Consider the following 18,908-nt stretch of genomic DNA (forward strand, 5'->3'; position numbering starts at 1 on the left):
AAACCAACTATGAAAAACTTCAAAAGGGGCGGTAAATATGCCAAACTGTACACATCAGGCGGAAGTGAATGTACCAATTGGGGCGATATGGAATTTTGTCAGTGATATTGACAACTGGGCACCTCTAGTACCTGGATATATCGCACATGAGGTACTTAATAACAAAGAATCAACTTGGAGCTTTAAAAGCGATATGGGGATCCTGAAGAAAAAAATTGAATTAAAAGTGGATATCACCGGCTGGCAAGAGCCAACTAAGGTGACGTTTAATTTAACCGGGATTAATGAGAAGTTTACCGGGCATGGATATTTTCTTGCAGCCAATGGCCGAAATAATAAAAACTTGATGACTGGTGCTCTGGACATTAAGGCAGAAGGTATGATGGCTAAAGTGGCAAATTCCCTGCTTAATACATCACTTCCTGAAATTACAGCAGAGCTGACCGAAGCGGTTGCCACAAAGCTGGAACAGGAATATAAGGAGCATGCAGGCGTTTAATAGCAGTATTTAATCAGGCAGTGAAAAGAACTCATTTTCTGAGTTCTTTTTTAACACTTATTTCGTATAGCGATTGGCGTAGCTTGAGGCAACGAATGCTTCCGGCTTTATTTTTGGCTCCAAACCGATAGATTCGATCCTTGACACCATTTCCTTCACAAATTCCCTCGTTTTATTTCTTTTGCCGGATCCAATGTCCATATGACCCTCCATCGAAAAGGATCCTCCTTTATAAATATATGGCAGAACAATCTCAAACATCCTATCTTTTCGGTCCTCTGTAAATAGGGAGACCACTTCTTCTGTGAGAGAGGTTTCATATGAAATCCTTTCATGCAGATGCAGCATTTTTCTTGGAATAATAGTTTTTCTTATACAGGCCCAGGCTCCTTTCCTCTCGTTTTGAATCACAATTCCGGTAATAAACACTGTACGGTTGCAATGCACCTGCGAATCTGTTCCAATCATTAAACGGAAGTTTCCATCAGGATTTCTTTTCATAAATAGTAAAATACGGTTAAACACCTGATCGAACGTCAATTGCCGTTCCTGGAGATTTTGAAAATTATATTCAGCACTCACCTGTTATCACCACATTAAGTATTTTGTTTTGAAATAACACGATTTCAACAACCTTTTACTTAAGATAAAAACTTTCTACTATCATTATATTGAGAGGTTTCGAACAAGTTGTTATTTTTTTAGAAAATTGCTTTTCCAATGGAAAAACGAATTATGAATGGGAAAAGAAAGAGTGTTAAAAACTAAAGCTTAAAGGAGGAAAATAGATGAATAATACGATGATTTTAATCATTAAATTTATATCCAGTGTGATTGCGTTTGCAATTGCCCTTGATGTATTTTTCGATGCCACTTTTGCTGATATCGTTTCATTCAGCATTTTGGTTACGGTTATGTCCTACATGCTTGGTGACCGAATAATCCTTCCGAGATTGGGGAACCGGAATGCCCTCATAGCTGACTTTTTTTTAGTTTATGCGGCTGTATGGGTTTTTGGAAGTGTCCTGCTGAACAGTTATTTGCAAATTGCATGGGGGAGTATTATAGCTGCTGGAATCATCACTCTTTCTGAAGTATTTGTCCATCGTTATCTGTTAAACAGAATGGAAGTCAGCCAGGGGGAAACGCGTAGCGAATCTGCGATGAATCCAAGACTTGCTTACGGGATGGAACTTGGGGAAGAAAAGGATCCATTAAAAGATTGAGTTTGAGCATCTCTTTATATAAATTTGCAGCTATTCGTAGATACACCAAATAAGCGGAATAAAAAAACCAATGCAGACTTTTTAATAGTCTAGTTTGCATTGGTTTTTTTGATTTAATGCCATCTATTCAATGAGGTCTTTTCCTCTGAAAATAGAATATTCATTAATAATAGAGAGGTCGAATGATAAAGGGTGTTGCACATGCACGAATTGTCTCTTATGGGCGAACTGCTTCACATAGTGGAGGAAGATGCCCGCCAGAGAGGCTTCATTAAGATTAATAGTATTTCAGTCATTGTAGGGGATTTATCCAATGTGCTTCCGGATGCTTTAGAGCTTGCATTTTCTTTTTTTCAAACACAGTCAGACTGCATTATAGATGAAGAAACACAGTTATTGGTGATCAGGGAGGAAGCAAAAGCAGCCTGCTTAGCTTGCGGGACTGATTTTGTACCAGATTATCGAATTGCCCTTTGTTCACAATGCAATCAAACAAAAACGGTGCTGCTATCAGGCGAAACATTTCGGATAGAGTCTTATGAAGGAAGTGATAAAAATGAAGATTAAGATGGATGATGATGTTTTGAAGAATCAAAATAAAGCCGCTGATTTCAACAGAATCATATTTAAACGGAATCAAACACTTGTTATCAATTTGATGAGCTCACCTGGTGCCGGAAAAACTACGCTGCTTGAGCAAACTGTAAAAGCCCTTGCGCATGAATATCAAATTGCTGTTATTGAGGGGGATTTGGCAACAGAGAGGGATGCAGAACGTCTTCGTGCCTTAGGGATAAAAACGGTGCAAATCAATACTGTAGGCGGATGCCATCTGGATGCAAGAATGATAGCAAAAACTTTACCGGATTTTCAGCTTGAGGAGATCGATATCCTCTTTATCGAAAATATCGGCAACCTGGTTTGCCCTTCAGGCTATGATTTAGGACAAGATTACAAAGCCGTCATCCTTAGTGTGCCAGAAGGGAATGATAAAATCCCAAAATATCCAGTCATGTTTCACAGGACCCATTTGACGATTATAAACAAAACAGATTTGCTTCCATATGTTCATTTTGATTTAGAGGAAGCACGTAAGGATTTACAATGTATAAACCCCCATGCTGATTTTCTTGCGCTTTCCGCCCAAACTGGAGATGGCATGGAAGAATGGCTGAATTGGATAAAGGAAGTATACGCCAATGCTGCGCGCAGTCAAGATTAAAGTGACAGGAAAAGTGCAGGGGGTTGGGTTCCGACCCTTTATCTACAGTCTTTCAAAAAAGTACAAGATAAAAGGAACAGTCCAAAATAATTTGGATGGTGTTCTTATTCATGCAGAGGGCTCTGACGATTTAGTTACTGCTTTGATCGACCACATACAAACCAGCCCTCCTTATCTGGCAAAGGTTAGTGAAGTCATTGTGACTGAAAACCAACCTTCCAATTATTTGGAATTTACGATTATTCCAAGCAAGCGAACTGGCTGTCATACACCTTTAATCCCTGCGGATGCCGCAATCTGCAAGGACTGCTTATTCGATATTAAAAACCCTGATAACAGGCGATATCGATATCCTTTTACAAATTGCACCCAATGCGGGCCGCGCTATACGATCATTCGGGATCTTCCATATGACAGGCCCCAAACATCTATGAACGAATTTCAAATGTGTCCTTCCTGCCAGGAAGAATACGAAGACCCGCTTAATCGCCGACATCATGCACAGCCGATATGCTGTCCTAAATGCGGACCTGCACTAACACTTTATCAGTCTAAAAAAAAGCCTGAAATAACAACTCAAAATTCCATTCAGGAAGCTGCACGCCTTTTATCGGCAGGGAAAATTCTCGCCATAAAAGGGATAGGCGGGTATCACCTTGCCTGTGATGCACATAACCCAAGCGCGATCAAGGAGCTACGGAAACGGAAAAGAAGGCCGCAGCGCCCACTGGCGATCATGGTGAAAACGCTCGAAACAGCAATGAAGTATTGTCACGTATCAGAAGCAGAAGCTGGAATGCTAAACATTCCTGAAATGCCCATTGTTGTATTGAGAAAAAAAGAGACCTGCGGACTCCCTGGGATTTTGGCTCCAGGGATATCCACACTAGGAGTAATGCTTCCATATTCGCCGCTTCATTTTTTATTGTTTGAGACCAGCAGATTGGAGAGTATAGTCCTGACAAGCTCAAACTCTTCCGGGTTCCCACTTCAATACAGAGATGATTCAGAGGATCTAGGTGACTTTGTTCTAACACATAACCGCCCCATTCTTTATCCTATTGATGATTCCGTTATTGAGGTGAATCAAGAAGGAGAGATCACCTTTCTTCGCCGCGCAAGAGGTTTCATACCTGAAGTGTTTACAACGGAGTACCCAGTCGATCAAATACTGGCATTGGGAGGCAATCAAAAAAATACCTTTGCAGTCGGGAAGGAAAATAGCATCTTTATGGGTCCGCATATTGGAGATTTGGAAAATGAAGAAATGCTTCTGCATTATGAATATCAAATGGACCATTATATAAGATGGTTAGGATACAAGCCAAAATACATTGCCCTGGATTCACATCCAGCCTACCTGGTAAATATGGCAGCGAAAAGGTTTAAAGGGGGGGTAATTCCAGTGCAGCATCATCATGCACACCATGTATCTTGCATGGCAGACAATGGCCTAAAGGAGCCATGTTTCGGCCTGATACTGGATGGCACAGGCTATGGGGAAGACGGGCATATTTGGGGATTTGAATTAATGTTTGGCAGTGCCGCTTCCTGCGAACGACTAGCACATCTCACATATAGTCCGCTGCCCGGCGGGGAAAAATCCATAAAAGAGCCATGGAGGAACGCAGCAGGGATGATCTTACACTACTGGCCGGATCAGGGCAGGAATCTTGCAGAAAAACTTTTTCCTGAAAAGAAGCGGGAAATCGGCATAATAGAAAACATGCTTAAAAGGAAAATCAATACCCCCTTGGCCGGTACATGCGGAAGGCTCTTCGATGCTATCAGTGCCATTTTAGGTATATGCCAAACTTCAACGTATGAGGGAGAAGCCGCTATTAAGCTAGCAGATTACATGTTTACGGAACAGACTGATAACTCCCCCGGCCATTACTCCTTTAACGTCAGAAAAAACAACGGTAAACCGCATCAGCTTGATTTCTCGCCCATGTTGTATGAGATTATTCAGGACCACTTAATGGGGAGGCCGCTTCAAACAATTATTTATAAGTTTCATCAGACTCTAGTGTCTGCGTCGGTACACATGATTTTGATTTCTGCAGAAGAAAAACCGGAGCTGAACAGGCAGATTGTTCTTTCAGGAGGCTCGTTTCAAAATAAGTTCCTGGCACAAGAGCTTTCCAGACAGCTGACGCAGAACGGGTTTTCTGTTTTCACACATAAAAAAGTTCCCTGCCATGACGGGGGATTATCTTTAGGGCAGATAATTGTGGCTTCCCATAAAGTTCAAAATACTAATGAGTGAAGAAGGCGGTGATCCAATGTGCGTGGGTGTTCCATCGAAGGTAATTAAAATCGAACAAGACCGGGCTTTGGTGGAGGTTATGGGAGCAAAAATGTATGTAGGCATCCTCTTTGTCCCAGAGGTCAAAATAAATGACTATGTCCTGCTCCACGCAGGCCAGGCTATGACCATAATCAACGAGGAATTCGCCCGGGAAAGCATTGAAGAATGGAGGAAAATAATTGATGGACAGCATGGCACCTTTTTCTGATCCTGTATTAAGCCAGCGGTCGGCAGAGACAGTGATCCAGCTAGCGAAACAGTATACCATAAAGACTGGACGCAAGCCTGTATTTATGGAAGTATGCGGCTCCCATACAATGGCTCTTGCAAAAACAGGGGTTAAAACGAGATTAAAAGATTATGTTCGATTAATCGCAGGGCCAGGATGCCCTGTTTGTGTCACAGACCAAAAAACAATTGACAGCATGATCAGCTTATCCGAAGATCCCCGCAGAATTCTATGTACTTTTGGAGATATGGTGCGCGTCCCAGGATCTAAGCATTCTTTGATGGATGCAAAAACAGAGGGGAAGGATATTCGCATTGTCTATTCTCCACTGGACAGCCTTCGAATTGCAGAAGAAAATCCAGATAGGGAGATAGTATTTTTAGGGATAGGATTTGAAACCACCATCCCTCTCTTGGCTGCTGCAATAAAAGAAGCGGAAAAAAGGGGCTTAAACAACTTTACAATTTGGATGACCACTAAATTGGTTGAACCGGTTTTGCGGTCACTTCTCGAGGCGGGAGAAATTCACCTTGACGGCTTTCTGCTCCCCGGCCATGTTTCCATTGTCCTTGGAAAAGAGAGCTACTCTTTTTTAGCGGAGGAATACAAAATGCCTGGAGTTATTTCAGGTTTTGAACCTGTACAGCTGCTCAGCAGTATTTACAAATTATTGCAGCTATGCCTAGAGAAGAAAGCAGATATCATTAATGATTATCCATACATTGTCTCGGAAAAAGGGAACTTATCATCCCAAAGCCTCATGCAGGAATATTTAAAGCATGCTGATGAAGATTGGCGCGGGATTGGAACGATCCCCAGTAGCGGCATGGTGCTGAAAGAAGAATTCGAAAAGTTTGATGCGAAAAAGAAGTTTAAGGTCATCACAGAGCCGCCGCGAAAAACGAAATGCCGCTGTGGTGAGGTAATTCGTGGACTTGTTGAACCTGAGAAGTGTGTCCTTTTCAAAAAAGCCTGCACACCATCCAATCCAATTGGTCCTTGCATGGTTTCAGCAGAAGGCACATGTGCAGCCCACTATCACTATATGAGGGAGGAGTAACCATGCAGCAGAGGATTAACCTGGCCCATGGGGAAGGTGGAGAGCTAACGCACAAGCTGATTAAGGAAGTCTTTGAAAAAGCATTCGGCCATGGAGAACACACAAAGTATGATGCCCCCATGCTTGAATGCAAATCTGAAATCATTGCATTCACTACTGATAGCTATGTTGTAAAACCGATCTTCTTTCCCGGCGGAAATATTGGTAAGCTGGCTGTTACCGGGACTGTTAATGACCTGGCTGTCAGCGGCGCTGTTCCAAAATATATGACAGCAGGATTCATTATTGAAGAAGGACTTTCTCTTAGATATCTAAAGGAAGTTGTAGACAGCATGGCTGCTGAAGCTAAAAAAGCAGGAATCAGAATCATTGCTGGAGACACAAAGGTGGTTGAAAAAGGGAGCGCTGATCAGTTATTTATTAATACTGCAGGCGTTGGCATTTTGGAAAGCGGGCAGAAACTCCATCAAGAAAACATTCAGGAAGGTGATTCTATTATCTTAAGCGGCACAATCGGAGATCACGGAATTGCGATTGTCAGTGCCAGAGAAGAGCTTGGCCTCATATCGGATATTAAAAGTGATTGCGCCTCTCTGAACGGGCTGATTCAAGAACTGCTGCAAAAGGTAAAAGGAATTCGAGTAATAAAGGATCCCACCAGGGGCGGCCTAGCCACAGCACTTGTGGAGCTTTGTGAGGATTTCCATTTTACCTCCGAGATCTTGGAGGAATCTATACCTATAAGGAATGATGTTCATGGAGCATGCGATATCCTTGGCTTTGATCCTCTTTATCTGGCAAATGAGGGGAAAATGATTTTAATTGTAGAATCAAAAAATAAGGAACGTGTGCTTCAAATCTTAAAGAAACATCCTCTGGGAGAAAAAGCTGCGATAATCGGGCGGGTAACGAGCAGAAATGTGAGTGCAGGGGAGCTATTTTTAAAAACTCCGCTAGGAACAACCCGGCGATTGCAACGGCTGTCCGGAATGCTATTGCCCAGAATTTGTTAAAGTTTTCTGCTCCACTGCATAGGATAGGGTATGAAAGCCTAAGGAGAGAATGCTATGCAAAACATCAGGATGCTTCAGCACCAGGTTAATAGCCTTGTGACACAGGCAAGGCATGATATTTACACCATCTCGGTCACCACAGACCATACAGCCAAACAATTAAGCCTTCAGCGATTATGGGATACTTTAACGAGTATTCAATTTTTGAATGATCTTTTGGCTAACCACACTATTTCAGCAAATAATGGTTCAGTCCTGCCGATGTCTGCTTCAAATAATCAGCTAAACTCTCAGAACATATCTGCAGCGAACCCTCCATTCGTTCAGCCTAATCAACCTTTCACCATTCAAGAATTAGCGAATTACGATGGCAAAAATGGAAGGCCTGCATATGTAGCCGTGGGCGGCATCGTCTATGATGTTACCAATAACAGGGCTTGGGCCGCTGCCACTCATTTCGGTTTGGTTTCAGGGAAGGATTATACCCAGGAGTTCGCCTCCTGCCACACAGGACAGCAATCGATTTTAGCGACTTTGCCGGTCGTAGGGAGGTTGGTATAATGGAAAAATATATTTTGCCGCCTGAGTCATTAACCAATGAGGCGATTGCAGCGAGGTTAACCAAAGGTGCAAGAAAAGGGATTGAGGACGGTCTAATTAAAAAAAAGAACCTTGTTTACTTGGAGCTGAACGGGTGCTCCGGCAATATCATTTCTTTGCTTAATGGGGAAAATCCGGATTTTGAATATTTGATGGGCTCCATGGTCAATCTCGTTTATAGCAATAGCTTAATGGCTTCTGAAGGGAAGCTGGCCGTTGAAAAGCTCATGGACGCATTAGATGAAGAATATATTCTAGCAGTGGAAGGAGCAGTTGCTTTAAGGGACAATGGATTATATAACATTATCGGCAGCTGGCAGGAAAAACCGCTTACCGGTTTGGAAGCGGCGAAAATGCTAGGGGGAAAAGCATCCCATATTCTCGCTGTAGGGGCTTGTGCGACCCACGGGGGTGTATCTGCAGCCAGGCCCAATCCTTCCCAGTCAGTAGGACTGCAGGATGTCCTCCCAGATAAGAATATGATAAAACTGCCTGGTTGCCCTGTCCATCCGGACTGGTTTTTGGGAACGTTAGCCCATATTCTTTTATACGGTGATCCCGATACTGACAACCTCGGCCGGCCATTAATGTTTTATAGTACGCTCATTCATGACAGATGCCCAAGGCGGCCTTTTTTTGACCGGGGCATTTTTGCTGAAAAGCTCGGAGATAAAACCTGTTTATTTAAGCTGGGGTGCCGGGGCCCAGTCACCAGGACTGATTGTCCCACAAGGCAATGGAATGGGCATGTGAATTGGCCGATAGGAGATGACACCCCCTGCATTGGCTGTGCCCAATTCGGATTCCCTGATGCGATGGCTCCTTTTATCAGTTTTGACACAACAAGGGTGGTGAAGGATGAGTAAACGGATTGTTATAAATCCATTAACAAGAATCAGCGGATTTATGGAAATAGAAGTTGTTGTCGATCAGAATCAGGTTGTTGATGTGAAGACAAAAGGAAACCTGTTCAGGGGCTTTGAGCAAATGCTCGTCGGCAGAAGCCCCTTCGATGCTGTTTATTTTACCCAGCGCATTTGCGGGATTTGTTCAGCAGCCCACTCAATGGCATCTTCAATCGCTTTGGAGGACGCACTGAAAGTTGCCCCAAGTGAGCAAGGGAAATATTTGCGTGATATTATCCATTGCTGTGAGTTTTTACAGAACCATATCCGCCACTTTTATCAATATACTGTACCTGATTTTGTGAAAATTGAAGGGAATACATTGCTGCAAGCAGACCATAATGATTTCAGACTGCCAAAACATGTGAATGCGGCAATTTCACAGCATTACTTCGAATCATTGGAACTAAGCAGGCTTGCGCATCAAATGCTGGCCGTTCTCGGAGGAAAAGCTCCACATAACCACGGTGTTTTTATCGGCGGGATTACCACTCAAGCTACAGCTGAAAAAATCGTTCATCTGGATTCCATCCTTCAGAAAATATCCAGATTTATCGATGAGAAAATGATTCCTGATGTTTTTGAAATAGCGAAGTATTACCCTGAATATTACCGTTTGGGCGGTGGATATGGAAACCTTTTGACCTACGGTGCTTTTCATCATTATAAGGATATTGAAACATTATATGTTGATCCCCTTGTGTATACAGATAAAGGAATCGAGCCATTTAATGAAGCTAAAATTCAAGAGAAAATAGAGTATTCCTGGTATCAGTCATCTACAACGAGTTACTTTCCTAATGAAAGTATTCCTGAACCTGACCGCACCAAGCAAAAAGCCTATTCATGGGTTAAGGCGCCCAGATACGATAATCTCCCCTTTGAGGTCGGACCTTTAGCAAGGCTGATTTTAAGCGGGGAATATACGAATGGTATCTCTGCTATGGACAGAACCATAGCCAGAGCACTAGAAGCGAAAAAAATTGCCGGGATCATGAAAACTTTATTGGATTTGCTCATCCCTAATACAGATGTTCAGAAAAAGTATGAGCTGCCAGATGAAGCTATAGGGAGAGGGCTAGTAGACACCACACGAGGTGCATTGGGACATTGGCTTAAAATTAAGGATAAAAAGATTGCTTTCTACCAAATTATTACCCCTTCAACATGGGACTTCTCCACTCGTGACGATAACGGATACCTTGGAACAGCTGAAGAAGCGCTTATGGGCACTCCTATTCAGGATCCCGAAAACCCTGCTGAAATAGGGAGAATCCTTCGCTCTTTTGATCCTTGCATGTCGTGTGCGACACACGTACATAGACCCGGAAAAGAAATCAAGACCATTCAGGTGTTCTAATGAAAAATATCATTATTTTAGGAATAGGCAATAAGCTGATGATGGATGATGGTATCGGGGTGTATCTTGTTGAAGAACTAAGTAAAACAGAAACGAATCCGCAAATCAACTATGTTATTGGCGAGTCGGACATTGATTATAGCCTTTCACAGCTTGAAGGTGCCGAATTTGTCATTATACTTGATGCAGTACTTTCTGGTAGTAAACCAGGTGACCTGACCATATTTCCGCTTGACCGGGTCCACTCACATAGAATGCTGGATTTATCGCCTCATAACCTGCATTTATTTCAAGCATTATATTATCAAAGAGACAAAATGAAAGGATTTCTTATCGGCATTGAACCTTCCGAAATATCTTTCCAAATGGGTTTAAGCAGGGTGCTATCAAAGAAATGGCCCGAGATTTTATACTCAGTGAAGAAAACAATTGAGGAACTTCTATAAAAATGGCTATGTTAAAAGCTTATTGTTGTTTTTTAGCACCCTGTTGATTAAAGCGGAAAACAGGCAAGTTTAACAGAGCCATAAAAATAAAAGAAGTTTAACGATTTAGGATGAACGGACCTTGGTCATCCTTTTTTTGTTTTTTCTTTAAATAAGAATGCTTGCTATTTTTTCTGTAAACACACAATATAAATAAGGGCATAATATTCTAAAAGAATTTCTCTCCTTAAAAAATACGCTAGGAAAAGAAAGTAGGGTTTTATTTGCAGGAATTTTTAACATTAGGCATCTCAGAACAGCTCTCAAAAACATTGCTGAGCCAGGGGATCGGGAAACCGACTCCCATTCAGGAGCAAGCAATTCCGGCTGTAATGTCGGGCAAAGATCTGATTGCCCAAGCACAAACGGGAACGGGCAAAACATTTGCTTTTATTCTGCCGATTCTGGAAAAGATCGACCTGTCTGCAGCAATTATCCAAGCACTGATTGTAACGCCCACAAGGGAATTGGCTTTACAAATAACAGACGAGATTCAAAAGCTCACTGCAGACAATAATGCTATAGATGTATTGGCAGTATATGGAGGACAGGATGTTGACAAACAGCTAAAAAAGCTCAAAAAAAATATTCATATCGTTGTCGGTACTCCCGGTCGTTTGCTTGACCATATTAAAAGGGAAACCATTGATTTGTCCCGCACCGATTTTTTAGTTTTGGATGAAGCAGATCAGATGCTTCATATCGGATTTCTGAATGAAGTCGAAGATATTATAAAAGAAACATCGCCTGAAAGGCAGACCATGCTGTTTTCTGCAACCATACCTGCAGAAATTCGAAAACTTGCAAAAAAACACATGAAAGAGCCAGAGTATATTCAAATTGAAAAAACTCAAGGACCTGCCCACTCAGTAAAGCAGTTGGCCATACATACAACAGACCGCGCTAAACAGGCAACAATTATGGAGCTGGTTCAAACACACAGACCCTATTTAGCCGTCATTTTCTGCAGAACTAAACGCAGGGTAAGCAAGTTATATGAGGTACTCAAAACGAATGGTTTTCAATGTGATGAGCTGCACGGCGATTTATCCCAGGCAAAACGGGAACAAGTAATGAAACGGTTCAGGGATGCTGAAATTCAGTTATTAATAGCCACAGATGTGGCTGCCAGAGGCCTTGATGTCGAAGGAGTTACACATGTCTTCAATTATGATATTCCGCTTGATCCTGAAAGCTATGTTCACCGCATCGGAAGAACGGGGCGGGCAGGGACAAAAGGACTGGCGATTACCTTTTATTCATCTGCGGACAAGCCTCTCCTGGAGTCAATCGAAAAAGGCCTTAATATCCATATTCCTAAGCAAAATCTGGGAAATAGCCAAAAGGACCAAGAAAATAAGAAACCTGCCCGGAATTCAGATAAAAGCGGACAAGCCCTAATGCGCCAGGGTTCATCTGGAAGAGGGAAGAGAGAAAGTAGGGAAGAAACAGCCCGGAAAGATAAAGACAGCAGAGGCCCAAATAAAAAAAGCAGGCAAGGGAAAAGTAAGCGATCGGAAATATCAAGTTCCACTCTGTCAGGCCGCAGAACATCGCAGGGAAAAAAGAAGACTGCAGCAGCCAAGTCTATGAGAAGTACGTCAAAAAAACGTGGCAGGTAATCATTATTAAAGGAGGAAGTGCACCTTGTTAAAAGAACGGATTGAAAAACACTTGAAGGAACAAGGAAACAATATTTATATGGAAGAAAAAGAATTTGCTGAAAAACATCAGCTGCTAGCAGAAGCTGATGCAAATGATGTGAAAAACTCTGATAACCGCTTTGCGGATGCTTATATTGAGCGTGGTGACAAAGAAACAGAGGAAGTTCTCAGCCAGGAAACGGCAGAGTTTTTAAATCAGCCGATCGAGTACTTCCAAAAAAATAAAAATGAATTTATGTACCTGGAGTCAAATTGGTTTGACCTAATAGGCGCAGAAGCGGTGTCCTTTGAAACAGATGATGTTTTTGGAAATTATGAAGTGATGCTGGGATTGAAACTGCCAAAAAAATCAGAATCTGCCATAAAATCATTTATAAATGAAAACACCTCATCCGGTTCTGCCAAATACAGCTTAATGTTCAGCCAGCAGGATGGGCTTTGGGATTTCAATTTCTCATTAAACGACATTGAAGGCTTTAAAGAGGATTTAACCATAAATGAAGCCTACCAATTAATATACCGTTATCTCTTTCACCTTGTTTCCACTGTAGAAGAAAAACGGGCATAATTGCAAAGAAAAAGATAAAAATATTAGGTGATAATAGGATCAGCTCTTAAATTTCATGTCCAACCATGACATTTATCATGGGTTGGACATGACACCTATGTCTTCAAAGCAGGCTGGAAACCCTTTATTATTAAATTAACGTCATGATGAAGGGAATTAAAAAATGACTTCTAAACAAAAACAACTCAACTTAAAAAAACAGATGGCACCTTATGAAAAATCAGATTTAAATCGCAGTATTATGCAGTTGATCAATACTCTTGGACCATTTTTCCTGCTTTGGTTTCTTGCGTATAAGAGCTTGAGTGTGTCGTATTTCCTCACTCTGGGTATTTCCGTAATAGCGGCTGGATTTCTGATCAGGACTTTCATCATTTTCCATGATTGCTGTCACCATTCCTTCTTTAAAAATCGCTCTGCCAATAAAATTGTTGGAACTATAACCGGGATTATGACTGTTTTCCCTTATCACCAGTGGCAGCATGACCACAACGTCCACCATGCCACAAGCGGAAACCTGGACAAGCGCGGAACAGGAGATATTTGGACTTTGACAGTGAATGAATATCAGGCTGCTTCCTTTTCAACTCGTGCAGCTTACCGCATGTACCGCAATCCATTTGTCATGTTTCTAATAGGGCCGATTTATGTTTTTATGTTAAAGAATCGGTTTAACCGCAAAGGTGCGAGGAAGAATGAGCGTATAAATACTTATCTTACAAACACGGCAATCGTTGCTTTATACGCACTAATGTGCTGGGCAATCGGCTGGGAAGCTTTTCTGATGGTTCAGGGCCCAATATTTTTAATTTCAGGAGCAGCTGGAATATGGCTGTTTTATGTACAGCATACATTTGAGGATTCTTATTTTGAAGAAGACGATAAATGGGAATATGTCAAAGCAGCTGTTGAGGGAAGCTCATTTTACAAGCTTCCAAAAGTTTTGCAATGGCTGACAGGAAACATCGGGTTCCATCATATTCATCATTTAAGTCCGCGAGTGCCTAACTATAACCTGGAAGATGCGCATTATAATACGGCAGAGCTTCAAAATGTGCCAACGATCACACTTTCTACAAGCCTGCAGTCACTGCGATTCCGATTATGGGATGAGGAACTACAGAATTTCACAGGCTATCAGGCTGCTAAAAAAGCGGCACACAGCAAAAAGGAAAACAGAGCGGGTAAGACTGCATCAGTTAAGCCTTAACGTGAGAACGGGACAAGTAACCAGTCCCATACTAAAGAACAGCTCCTTTGTGGTATGATGACAAAGGAGCTGTTTATTTTTATAATAGCTTGTATATATCCTCTCCAATCAAAAAGGTGTCAAAATACTTAGCCTTAAAGAAAGCAAAAGAGGTTTTCATTTATGTTTAAGAAATTCTTTAACACTTTAAAAAGCTCAGGCATCTCTCCATATATTTGGAGTGTATTTAGCATATTGCCTTTTTATTTCATTTTCAGATCCACCTCTAAAATTGAAATTGCCGTAGGGATTATTCTGACGATCCTATTTTTCATTTCCTTGCGTTTTGCTTTTCTCTCGCGGCAATGGCCTGTCTATCTTTGGACTGGTATTTTAATAAGCATTTCCATTACGATGGCGATTCTTTTTCAGTTTGTTTATTTCGCATTCTATATCGCCTATTATAATGGCCACATAACAAACAGAATTGCTTTCTTAACTCTATATGTCATTCATTTGGTCGCTACCACGATCTCAATCAATTATAATTTTGTAACACAGGACCCCTTATTTTTGGAGCAACTGCCCTTTATTATCATTATCTGGATCAGTGTTATTTTGCTTCCGTTTAACATACACAATAGGAAGAAGCAGGAAAGACTGGAAGAGCAGCTGGAAGATGCCAATAAAAGGATCGCTGATCTCGTAAAGCAGGAGGAAAGGCAGCGAATTGCCCGCGACCTTCACGATACTCTTGGCCAAAAGCTATCTCTCATCGGCCTGAAAAGTGACCTTGCGAGAAAGCTGATCAGCAAGGATCCCGAACAGGCAAAGGAAGAACTTGTGGACGTCCAGCAAACCGCAAGAACGGCTTTGAACGAAGTAAGAAATATGGTTTCCCAGATGAGGGGCATCAGACTTAAAGATGAAATCCTTCTAGTTAAACAAATATTGAAAGCCGCATCGATTGACTTCATCGGAGAAGAAGAGATCAAATTAAACAATGTTTCATTATTTCTTGAGAATATTTTAAGCATGTGCATGAAAGAAGCTGTTACCAATGTCGTCAAACACAGTAAAGCGACCGAGTGCCGCATCAGCATCGAACAAAAATGGAATGAAGTCAGGATCACTGTAAAAGACAATGGCATCGGAATGGTTCCCTCAAAGGATATAGGCAAAGGGTCAGGACTGCTGGGATTAGGCGAGCGCCTCGATTTTGTTAACGGGAGTCTTGATATTATTTCTAATAACGGAACAACAATACTCATGAAAGTGCCAACAGTCGTAAAGCAAACAGAAAAGGAGGAGCGTCCATGATACGGATTGTCATTGCAGAAGACCAACGCATGATGCTGGGGGCTTTAGGATCCCTGCTAAGCCTTGAAGATGACATGGAGGTTGTCGGCAAGGCATCAAACGGAGAAGAGGCCATTTCACTTGTGAAAAAACTACAGCCTGATGTATGCATAATGGATATAGAAATGCCGGAAAAAAGTGGGCTGGAAGCTGCCGAAGAATTGAAGGGGATAGGCTGCAAGGTAATAATCTTAACAACCTTTGCAAGGTCTGGGTATTTTCAGCGTGCATTGAAGGCGGGGGTAAGAGGATATTTATTGAAGGATAGCCCGAGTGAGGAGCTGGCCAGTTCCATCAGAAGTGTAATGGAGGGCAAGCGCATCTATGCACCCGAGTTAATGGACGATGTTTATGGCGAAGAAAACCCTCTGACAGACCGGGAAAAAGAAGTGCTTGAGCTGATTGCGGACGGAAAAAACACAAGGGAAATCGCCGATAAGCTCAGCATTAAAACAGGGACTGTGAGAAACTATATATCTGCTATTCTAGATAAACTTGAAGTAACGAACAGAATTGAAGCCATTACTCAATCCAAGGAGAAGGGCTGGTTTAAATAAGAGTCAGAATTGTAATAAAGGACGGCAGCCTATTTGGTCTTGCCGTCCTTTTTCAATTTTTTCATCTCTTCCATAACCACAAAGGCGAGATCATCATTGCCGAACATGGAGAGGACTCCAAGCAGCGTTTGGTCAGGCACATCACCAGCTTCCTCCTTAGGGACTGTCAAATCAATTGCTTCTTGTAAAGCCTGGTTTTTTGCCTGGCCGGGATAGGCTTTTAAATAAATTTCTTCAGGATTCAAATCATGATTTATGCACCACTGGGCAAAAACAAGAATCATCATTTTTTCTTCGCCCTGATAGTTTTGAATAATTTTTTCTTCGAGCTCTTTATGATTCATCATACTTCTCCTTATGGGTTGATATATTTATTATAGTTCTAAATCCCAGCTATTTCATCTAATAGGGAATAGTAATTGTGAACAGAATTTTCAACATTTCGGATTTATTCAAAATTTATTGTTAATTCTTATTGACATTTAATCATTAGAATATCATAATATTAGAAAAACTTATAAAAACTTTAACGGATAACTGCACTACTGCCTTGAAGTAGAAAGAGCGAAAGGCAAACCTTATCATTCCTAAGAAAAAAACAGCATTAAAGTCCTTTACTAATGAAACCATTGCTGGATTTTTAAACTGTTTTGCATCCATATTGGTTGTTGCCGGGAAGCAAGCCCTTTCGTCCACGCTCGGAGGATGACTGGGCGTTTTTATTTACCCTCTTAAGAGCAGCAGGAACAGCAGGCATTAGGTTTTTAAATCATCTACAGATGGGGAGTAATCAAAATGACAGAATTTAAAATTGAAATCAATCGTACACCAGAGAAAAAACAAAAACCTCAATTTGACAGCTTAGAGTTCGGCAAAAACTTTACAGACCATATGTTTGTAATGGATTATACTGCCGGCCAAGGCTGGCATGATCCAAGAATCATTCCTTACCAGCCGCTAACCCTGGATCCAGCAGCAATGATTTTCCACTATGGCCAGAGTGTCTTCGAAGGATTAAAAGCATACCTTACAACGGATAATGAGGTTTTGCTATTCAGGCCTGAAAAAAATATGGAAAGATTAAACCGTTCCAATTCGCGGTTATGTATCCCGGCAATTGATGAAGAGCTTGCCCTTTATGCGTTAAAAGAGCTGATTGCGCTTGACCGGGAGTGGATTCCAAATGTTGAAGGAACTTCTCTTTATATCCGCCCGTTTGTTATTTCTACTGAACCTTACCTGGGAGTTGCACCTTCCAAGAGATATAAGTTTATTATTATCCTATCACCTGTTGGTGCCTACTATAAAGAAGGCATCAATCCAGTCAAGATTGCCGTACAAAGCGAATACGTGCGCGCTGTAGCCGGCGGAACTGGTACGGCAAAAACAGGCGGGAACTATGCAGCCAGCTTAAAGGCACAGGAGCTTGCGGGTTCATCAGGATACTCGCAAGTATTATGGCTTGATGGCAAAGAAAATAAGTATATTGAAGAAGTTGGCAGCATGAACATCTTCTTTAAAATAAACGGGGAAGTTGTTACCCCTGAACTTAACGGAAGTATTTTGGAAGGCATTACCCGTAATTCTGTTCTTGAATTATTAAAACATTGGAATGTTCCAGTAACAGAGCGGAGAATTTCAATTGAAGAGATCTACCAAGCCCATGCAGACGGCCAGCTGGAAGAAGCATTCGGAACGGGCACCGCTGCAGTCATTTCACCAATTGGAGAGTTTTTTTGGGAAAACAAAAAAATTGGGATCAACAATGGTGTAACAGGTACATTATCCAAGAAAATTTATGATACATTAACTGGTATTCAAAAAGGCACTGAACCGGATCCATTCGGCTGGAGCGTAAAAGTTGAGAATAAAGAAGCAGCTGCTGTTAAATAAAATAGACAAGAATTGGCTTGTTATTGTGGAGAAAACTCAATGTTACAATCTAAATAACATTTGAATTCACACGTTAAATTAAACAGTAGATTACACGCAAAAAAAGCTCAGAGTAATAAACTCTGAGCTTTTCTTTTTCAGGGAGGCTCCTTCAATTAAAGCCCCCAGTTGTTGAAGATGACATTATTCTATACCACTTGTATATTTTTCTGGTAATAGTTCCATTACATTACACTTTACTAATTTATCATTATAAGAAATGATTACATCTGTTTTTTTCCCATAATCACTAATTAACTCTCGACACATACCACAAGGAGCAACCACCCAGCATTTTTCTATATCTTCGTGTGGATGAGGATGAGCCACCGCTACAATCGTTTCAAATTCGTGGTCTCCTTCAGATATAGACTTACCAATAGCCATTGCTTCCCCACACACTGTTATTCTTCCGACATTCGCTTCTACGTGAACTGCCGAAAAAATATTACCGAATGATGTTCTAACTGCTGCACCAATGTGATGTCGTCCATACTTATAATTCTTTTCAATTACTTTTTCGGCTTCCTTAATCAATTCATAGTCTCTATCTTCTAAAGGCCTTACTTTTAAAATAATTATTCCCCTCCCTAGTAGGTCCGTTTCCCGTTCGTATAACAGAAAAAGAACATTTTGCTTCCTTTATATCTTAACATAATTTACCTATTCCTTATGTACTGAGCCTGTCATTTTTTTATATTAAGCATGAAACCACTTTTAAATGGGAAT

21 protein-coding genes are annotated in these 18,908 nt (G+C 41.4%); 18 read left to right on the plus strand and 3 right to left on the minus strand.

The features are described from left to right. Positions 1-37: 37 nt before the first annotated feature. Entirely contained in the window at positions 38-499 is a 462-nt protein-coding gene (locus J7I93_RS15185; protein ID WP_214726703.1) for an SRPBCC family protein, read from the plus strand. A gap of 57 nt (positions 500-556) precedes the next feature. Here J7I93_RS15185 and J7I93_RS15190 read toward each other — a convergent pair whose 3' ends face one another. After that, entirely contained in the window at positions 557-1,081 is a 525-nt protein-coding gene (locus J7I93_RS15190; RefSeq protein WP_214726704.1) for a ribonuclease H-like YkuK family protein, read from the minus strand. A gap of 206 nt (positions 1,082-1,287) precedes the next feature. On the opposite strand from J7I93_RS15190, the gene J7I93_RS15195 reads away from it, so the two are divergent. The 16 genes from J7I93_RS15195 to J7I93_RS15270 all read left to right on the plus strand — a co-directional run bounded on the left by J7I93_RS15195 (position 1,288) and on the right by J7I93_RS15270 (position 16,247). Continuing rightward, a complete protein-coding gene (locus tag J7I93_RS15195; protein ID WP_214726705.1) occupies positions 1,288-1,725 on the plus strand; it encodes a YndM family protein in 438 nt (145 codons plus the stop codon). A gap of 201 nt (positions 1,726-1,926) precedes the next feature. Beyond that, positions 1,927-2,292: a hydrogenase maturation nickel metallochaperone HypA/HybF gene (locus J7I93_RS15200; protein WP_214726706.1), complete on the plus strand. Its 366-nt coding sequence runs from the start codon at positions 1,927-1,929 to the stop codon at positions 2,290-2,292. Further along, positions 2,282-2,947: a hydrogenase nickel incorporation protein HypB gene (hypB, locus tag J7I93_RS15205; protein WP_214726707.1), complete on the plus strand. Its 666-nt coding sequence runs from the start codon at positions 2,282-2,284 to the stop codon at positions 2,945-2,947. Before J7I93_RS15200 ends, hypB begins: the two co-directional genes overlap by 11 nt. After that, positions 2,925-5,216 (plus strand): carbamoyltransferase HypF, encoded by a 2,292-nt coding sequence (gene hypF / locus J7I93_RS15210; RefSeq protein WP_214726708.1) that lies wholly within the window; start codon positions 2,925-2,927, stop codon positions 5,214-5,216. The genes hypB and hypF overlap by 23 nt, the downstream gene beginning before the upstream one ends. 16 nt (positions 5,217-5,232) lie before the next feature. Further along, positions 5,233-5,466, plus strand: a complete 234-nt coding sequence (locus J7I93_RS15215; RefSeq protein ID WP_214726709.1) for a HypC/HybG/HupF family hydrogenase formation chaperone — start codon at positions 5,233-5,235, stop codon at positions 5,464-5,466. Further along, the gene (gene hypD, locus J7I93_RS15220) at positions 5,441-6,547 is read left to right on the plus strand and encodes a hydrogenase formation protein HypD (protein WP_214726799.1); all 1,107 of its coding nucleotides are present in this window, start codon (positions 5,441-5,443) and stop codon (positions 6,545-6,547) included. The genes J7I93_RS15215 and hypD overlap by 26 nt, the downstream gene beginning before the upstream one ends. A 2-nt stretch (positions 6,548-6,549) precedes the next feature. Continuing rightward, on the plus strand, positions 6,550-7,560 hold the full coding sequence (hypE, locus tag J7I93_RS15225) for a hydrogenase expression/formation protein HypE (RefSeq protein ID WP_214726710.1): 1,011 nt from the start codon (positions 6,550-6,552) through the stop codon (positions 7,558-7,560). Between the two features lie 54 nt (positions 7,561-7,614). Then, positions 7,615-8,121 (plus strand): cytochrome b5 domain-containing protein, encoded by a 507-nt coding sequence (locus tag J7I93_RS15230; protein WP_214726711.1) that lies wholly within the window; start codon positions 7,615-7,617, stop codon positions 8,119-8,121. Beyond that, complete coding sequence (locus J7I93_RS15235; RefSeq protein WP_214726712.1) at positions 8,121-9,026, plus strand: hydrogenase small subunit; 906 nt, start codon at positions 8,121-8,123, stop codon at positions 9,024-9,026. Before J7I93_RS15230 ends, J7I93_RS15235 begins: the two co-directional genes overlap by 1 nt. After that, positions 9,019-10,425, plus strand: coding sequence for a nickel-dependent hydrogenase large subunit (locus J7I93_RS15240; protein WP_214726713.1), 1,407 nt, complete (start codon positions 9,019-9,021; stop codon positions 10,423-10,425). Before J7I93_RS15235 ends, J7I93_RS15240 begins: the two co-directional genes overlap by 8 nt. After that, entirely contained in the window at positions 10,425-10,871 is a 447-nt protein-coding gene (locus J7I93_RS15245) for a hydrogenase maturation protease (protein WP_214726714.1), read from the plus strand. The genes J7I93_RS15240 and J7I93_RS15245 overlap by 1 nt, the downstream gene beginning before the upstream one ends. Positions 10,872-11,134: 263 nt before the next feature. Next, a complete protein-coding gene (locus J7I93_RS15250) occupies positions 11,135-12,532 on the plus strand; it encodes a DEAD/DEAH box helicase (protein ID WP_214726715.1) in 1,398 nt (465 codons plus the stop codon). A 25-nt stretch (positions 12,533-12,557) separates the two neighbouring features. Continuing rightward, a complete protein-coding gene (locus J7I93_RS15255; protein ID WP_214726716.1) occupies positions 12,558-13,142 on the plus strand; it encodes a branched-chain amino acid aminotransferase in 585 nt (194 codons plus the stop codon). A 163-nt stretch (positions 13,143-13,305) separates the two neighbouring features. Continuing rightward, positions 13,306-14,352, plus strand: coding sequence for a Delta(5) desaturase DesA (gene desA, locus J7I93_RS15260; RefSeq protein ID WP_214726717.1), 1,047 nt, complete (start codon positions 13,306-13,308; stop codon positions 14,350-14,352). 162 nt (positions 14,353-14,514) lie between these two features. Continuing rightward, the gene (locus J7I93_RS15265) at positions 14,515-15,651 is read left to right on the plus strand and encodes a sensor histidine kinase (protein WP_214726718.1); all 1,137 of its coding nucleotides are present in this window, start codon (positions 14,515-14,517) and stop codon (positions 15,649-15,651) included. After that, a complete protein-coding gene (locus tag J7I93_RS15270) occupies positions 15,648-16,247 on the plus strand; it encodes a response regulator transcription factor (protein WP_214726719.1) in 600 nt (199 codons plus the stop codon). The genes J7I93_RS15265 and J7I93_RS15270 overlap by 4 nt, the downstream gene beginning before the upstream one ends. Positions 16,248-16,276: 29 nt before the next feature. On the opposite strand, the gene J7I93_RS15275 is transcribed toward J7I93_RS15270, so the two are convergent. Next, positions 16,277-16,591 carry a hypothetical protein gene (locus J7I93_RS15275; protein WP_214726800.1) on the minus strand — a complete coding sequence of 105 codons (315 nt, stop codon included), beginning with the start codon at positions 16,589-16,591 and terminating at the stop codon, positions 16,277-16,279. 451 nt (positions 16,592-17,042) lie between these two features. On the opposite strand from J7I93_RS15275, the gene J7I93_RS15280 reads away from it, so the two are divergent. After that, positions 17,043-18,140, plus strand: a complete 1,098-nt coding sequence (locus J7I93_RS15280; RefSeq protein WP_214726720.1) for a branched-chain amino acid aminotransferase — start codon at positions 17,043-17,045, stop codon at positions 18,138-18,140. A gap of 183 nt (positions 18,141-18,323) precedes the next feature. On the opposite strand, the gene J7I93_RS15285 is transcribed toward J7I93_RS15280, so the two are convergent. Next, positions 18,324-18,755, minus strand: coding sequence for a cytidine deaminase (locus J7I93_RS15285; RefSeq protein WP_214726801.1), 432 nt, complete (start codon positions 18,753-18,755; stop codon positions 18,324-18,326). Between the last annotated feature and the right edge of the window lie 153 nt (positions 18,756-18,908).

This window comes from Bacillus sp. ISL-47, assembly GCF_018613175.1.
Classification (GTDB): domain Bacteria; phylum Bacillota; class Bacilli; order Bacillales; family Cytobacillaceae; genus Cytobacillus.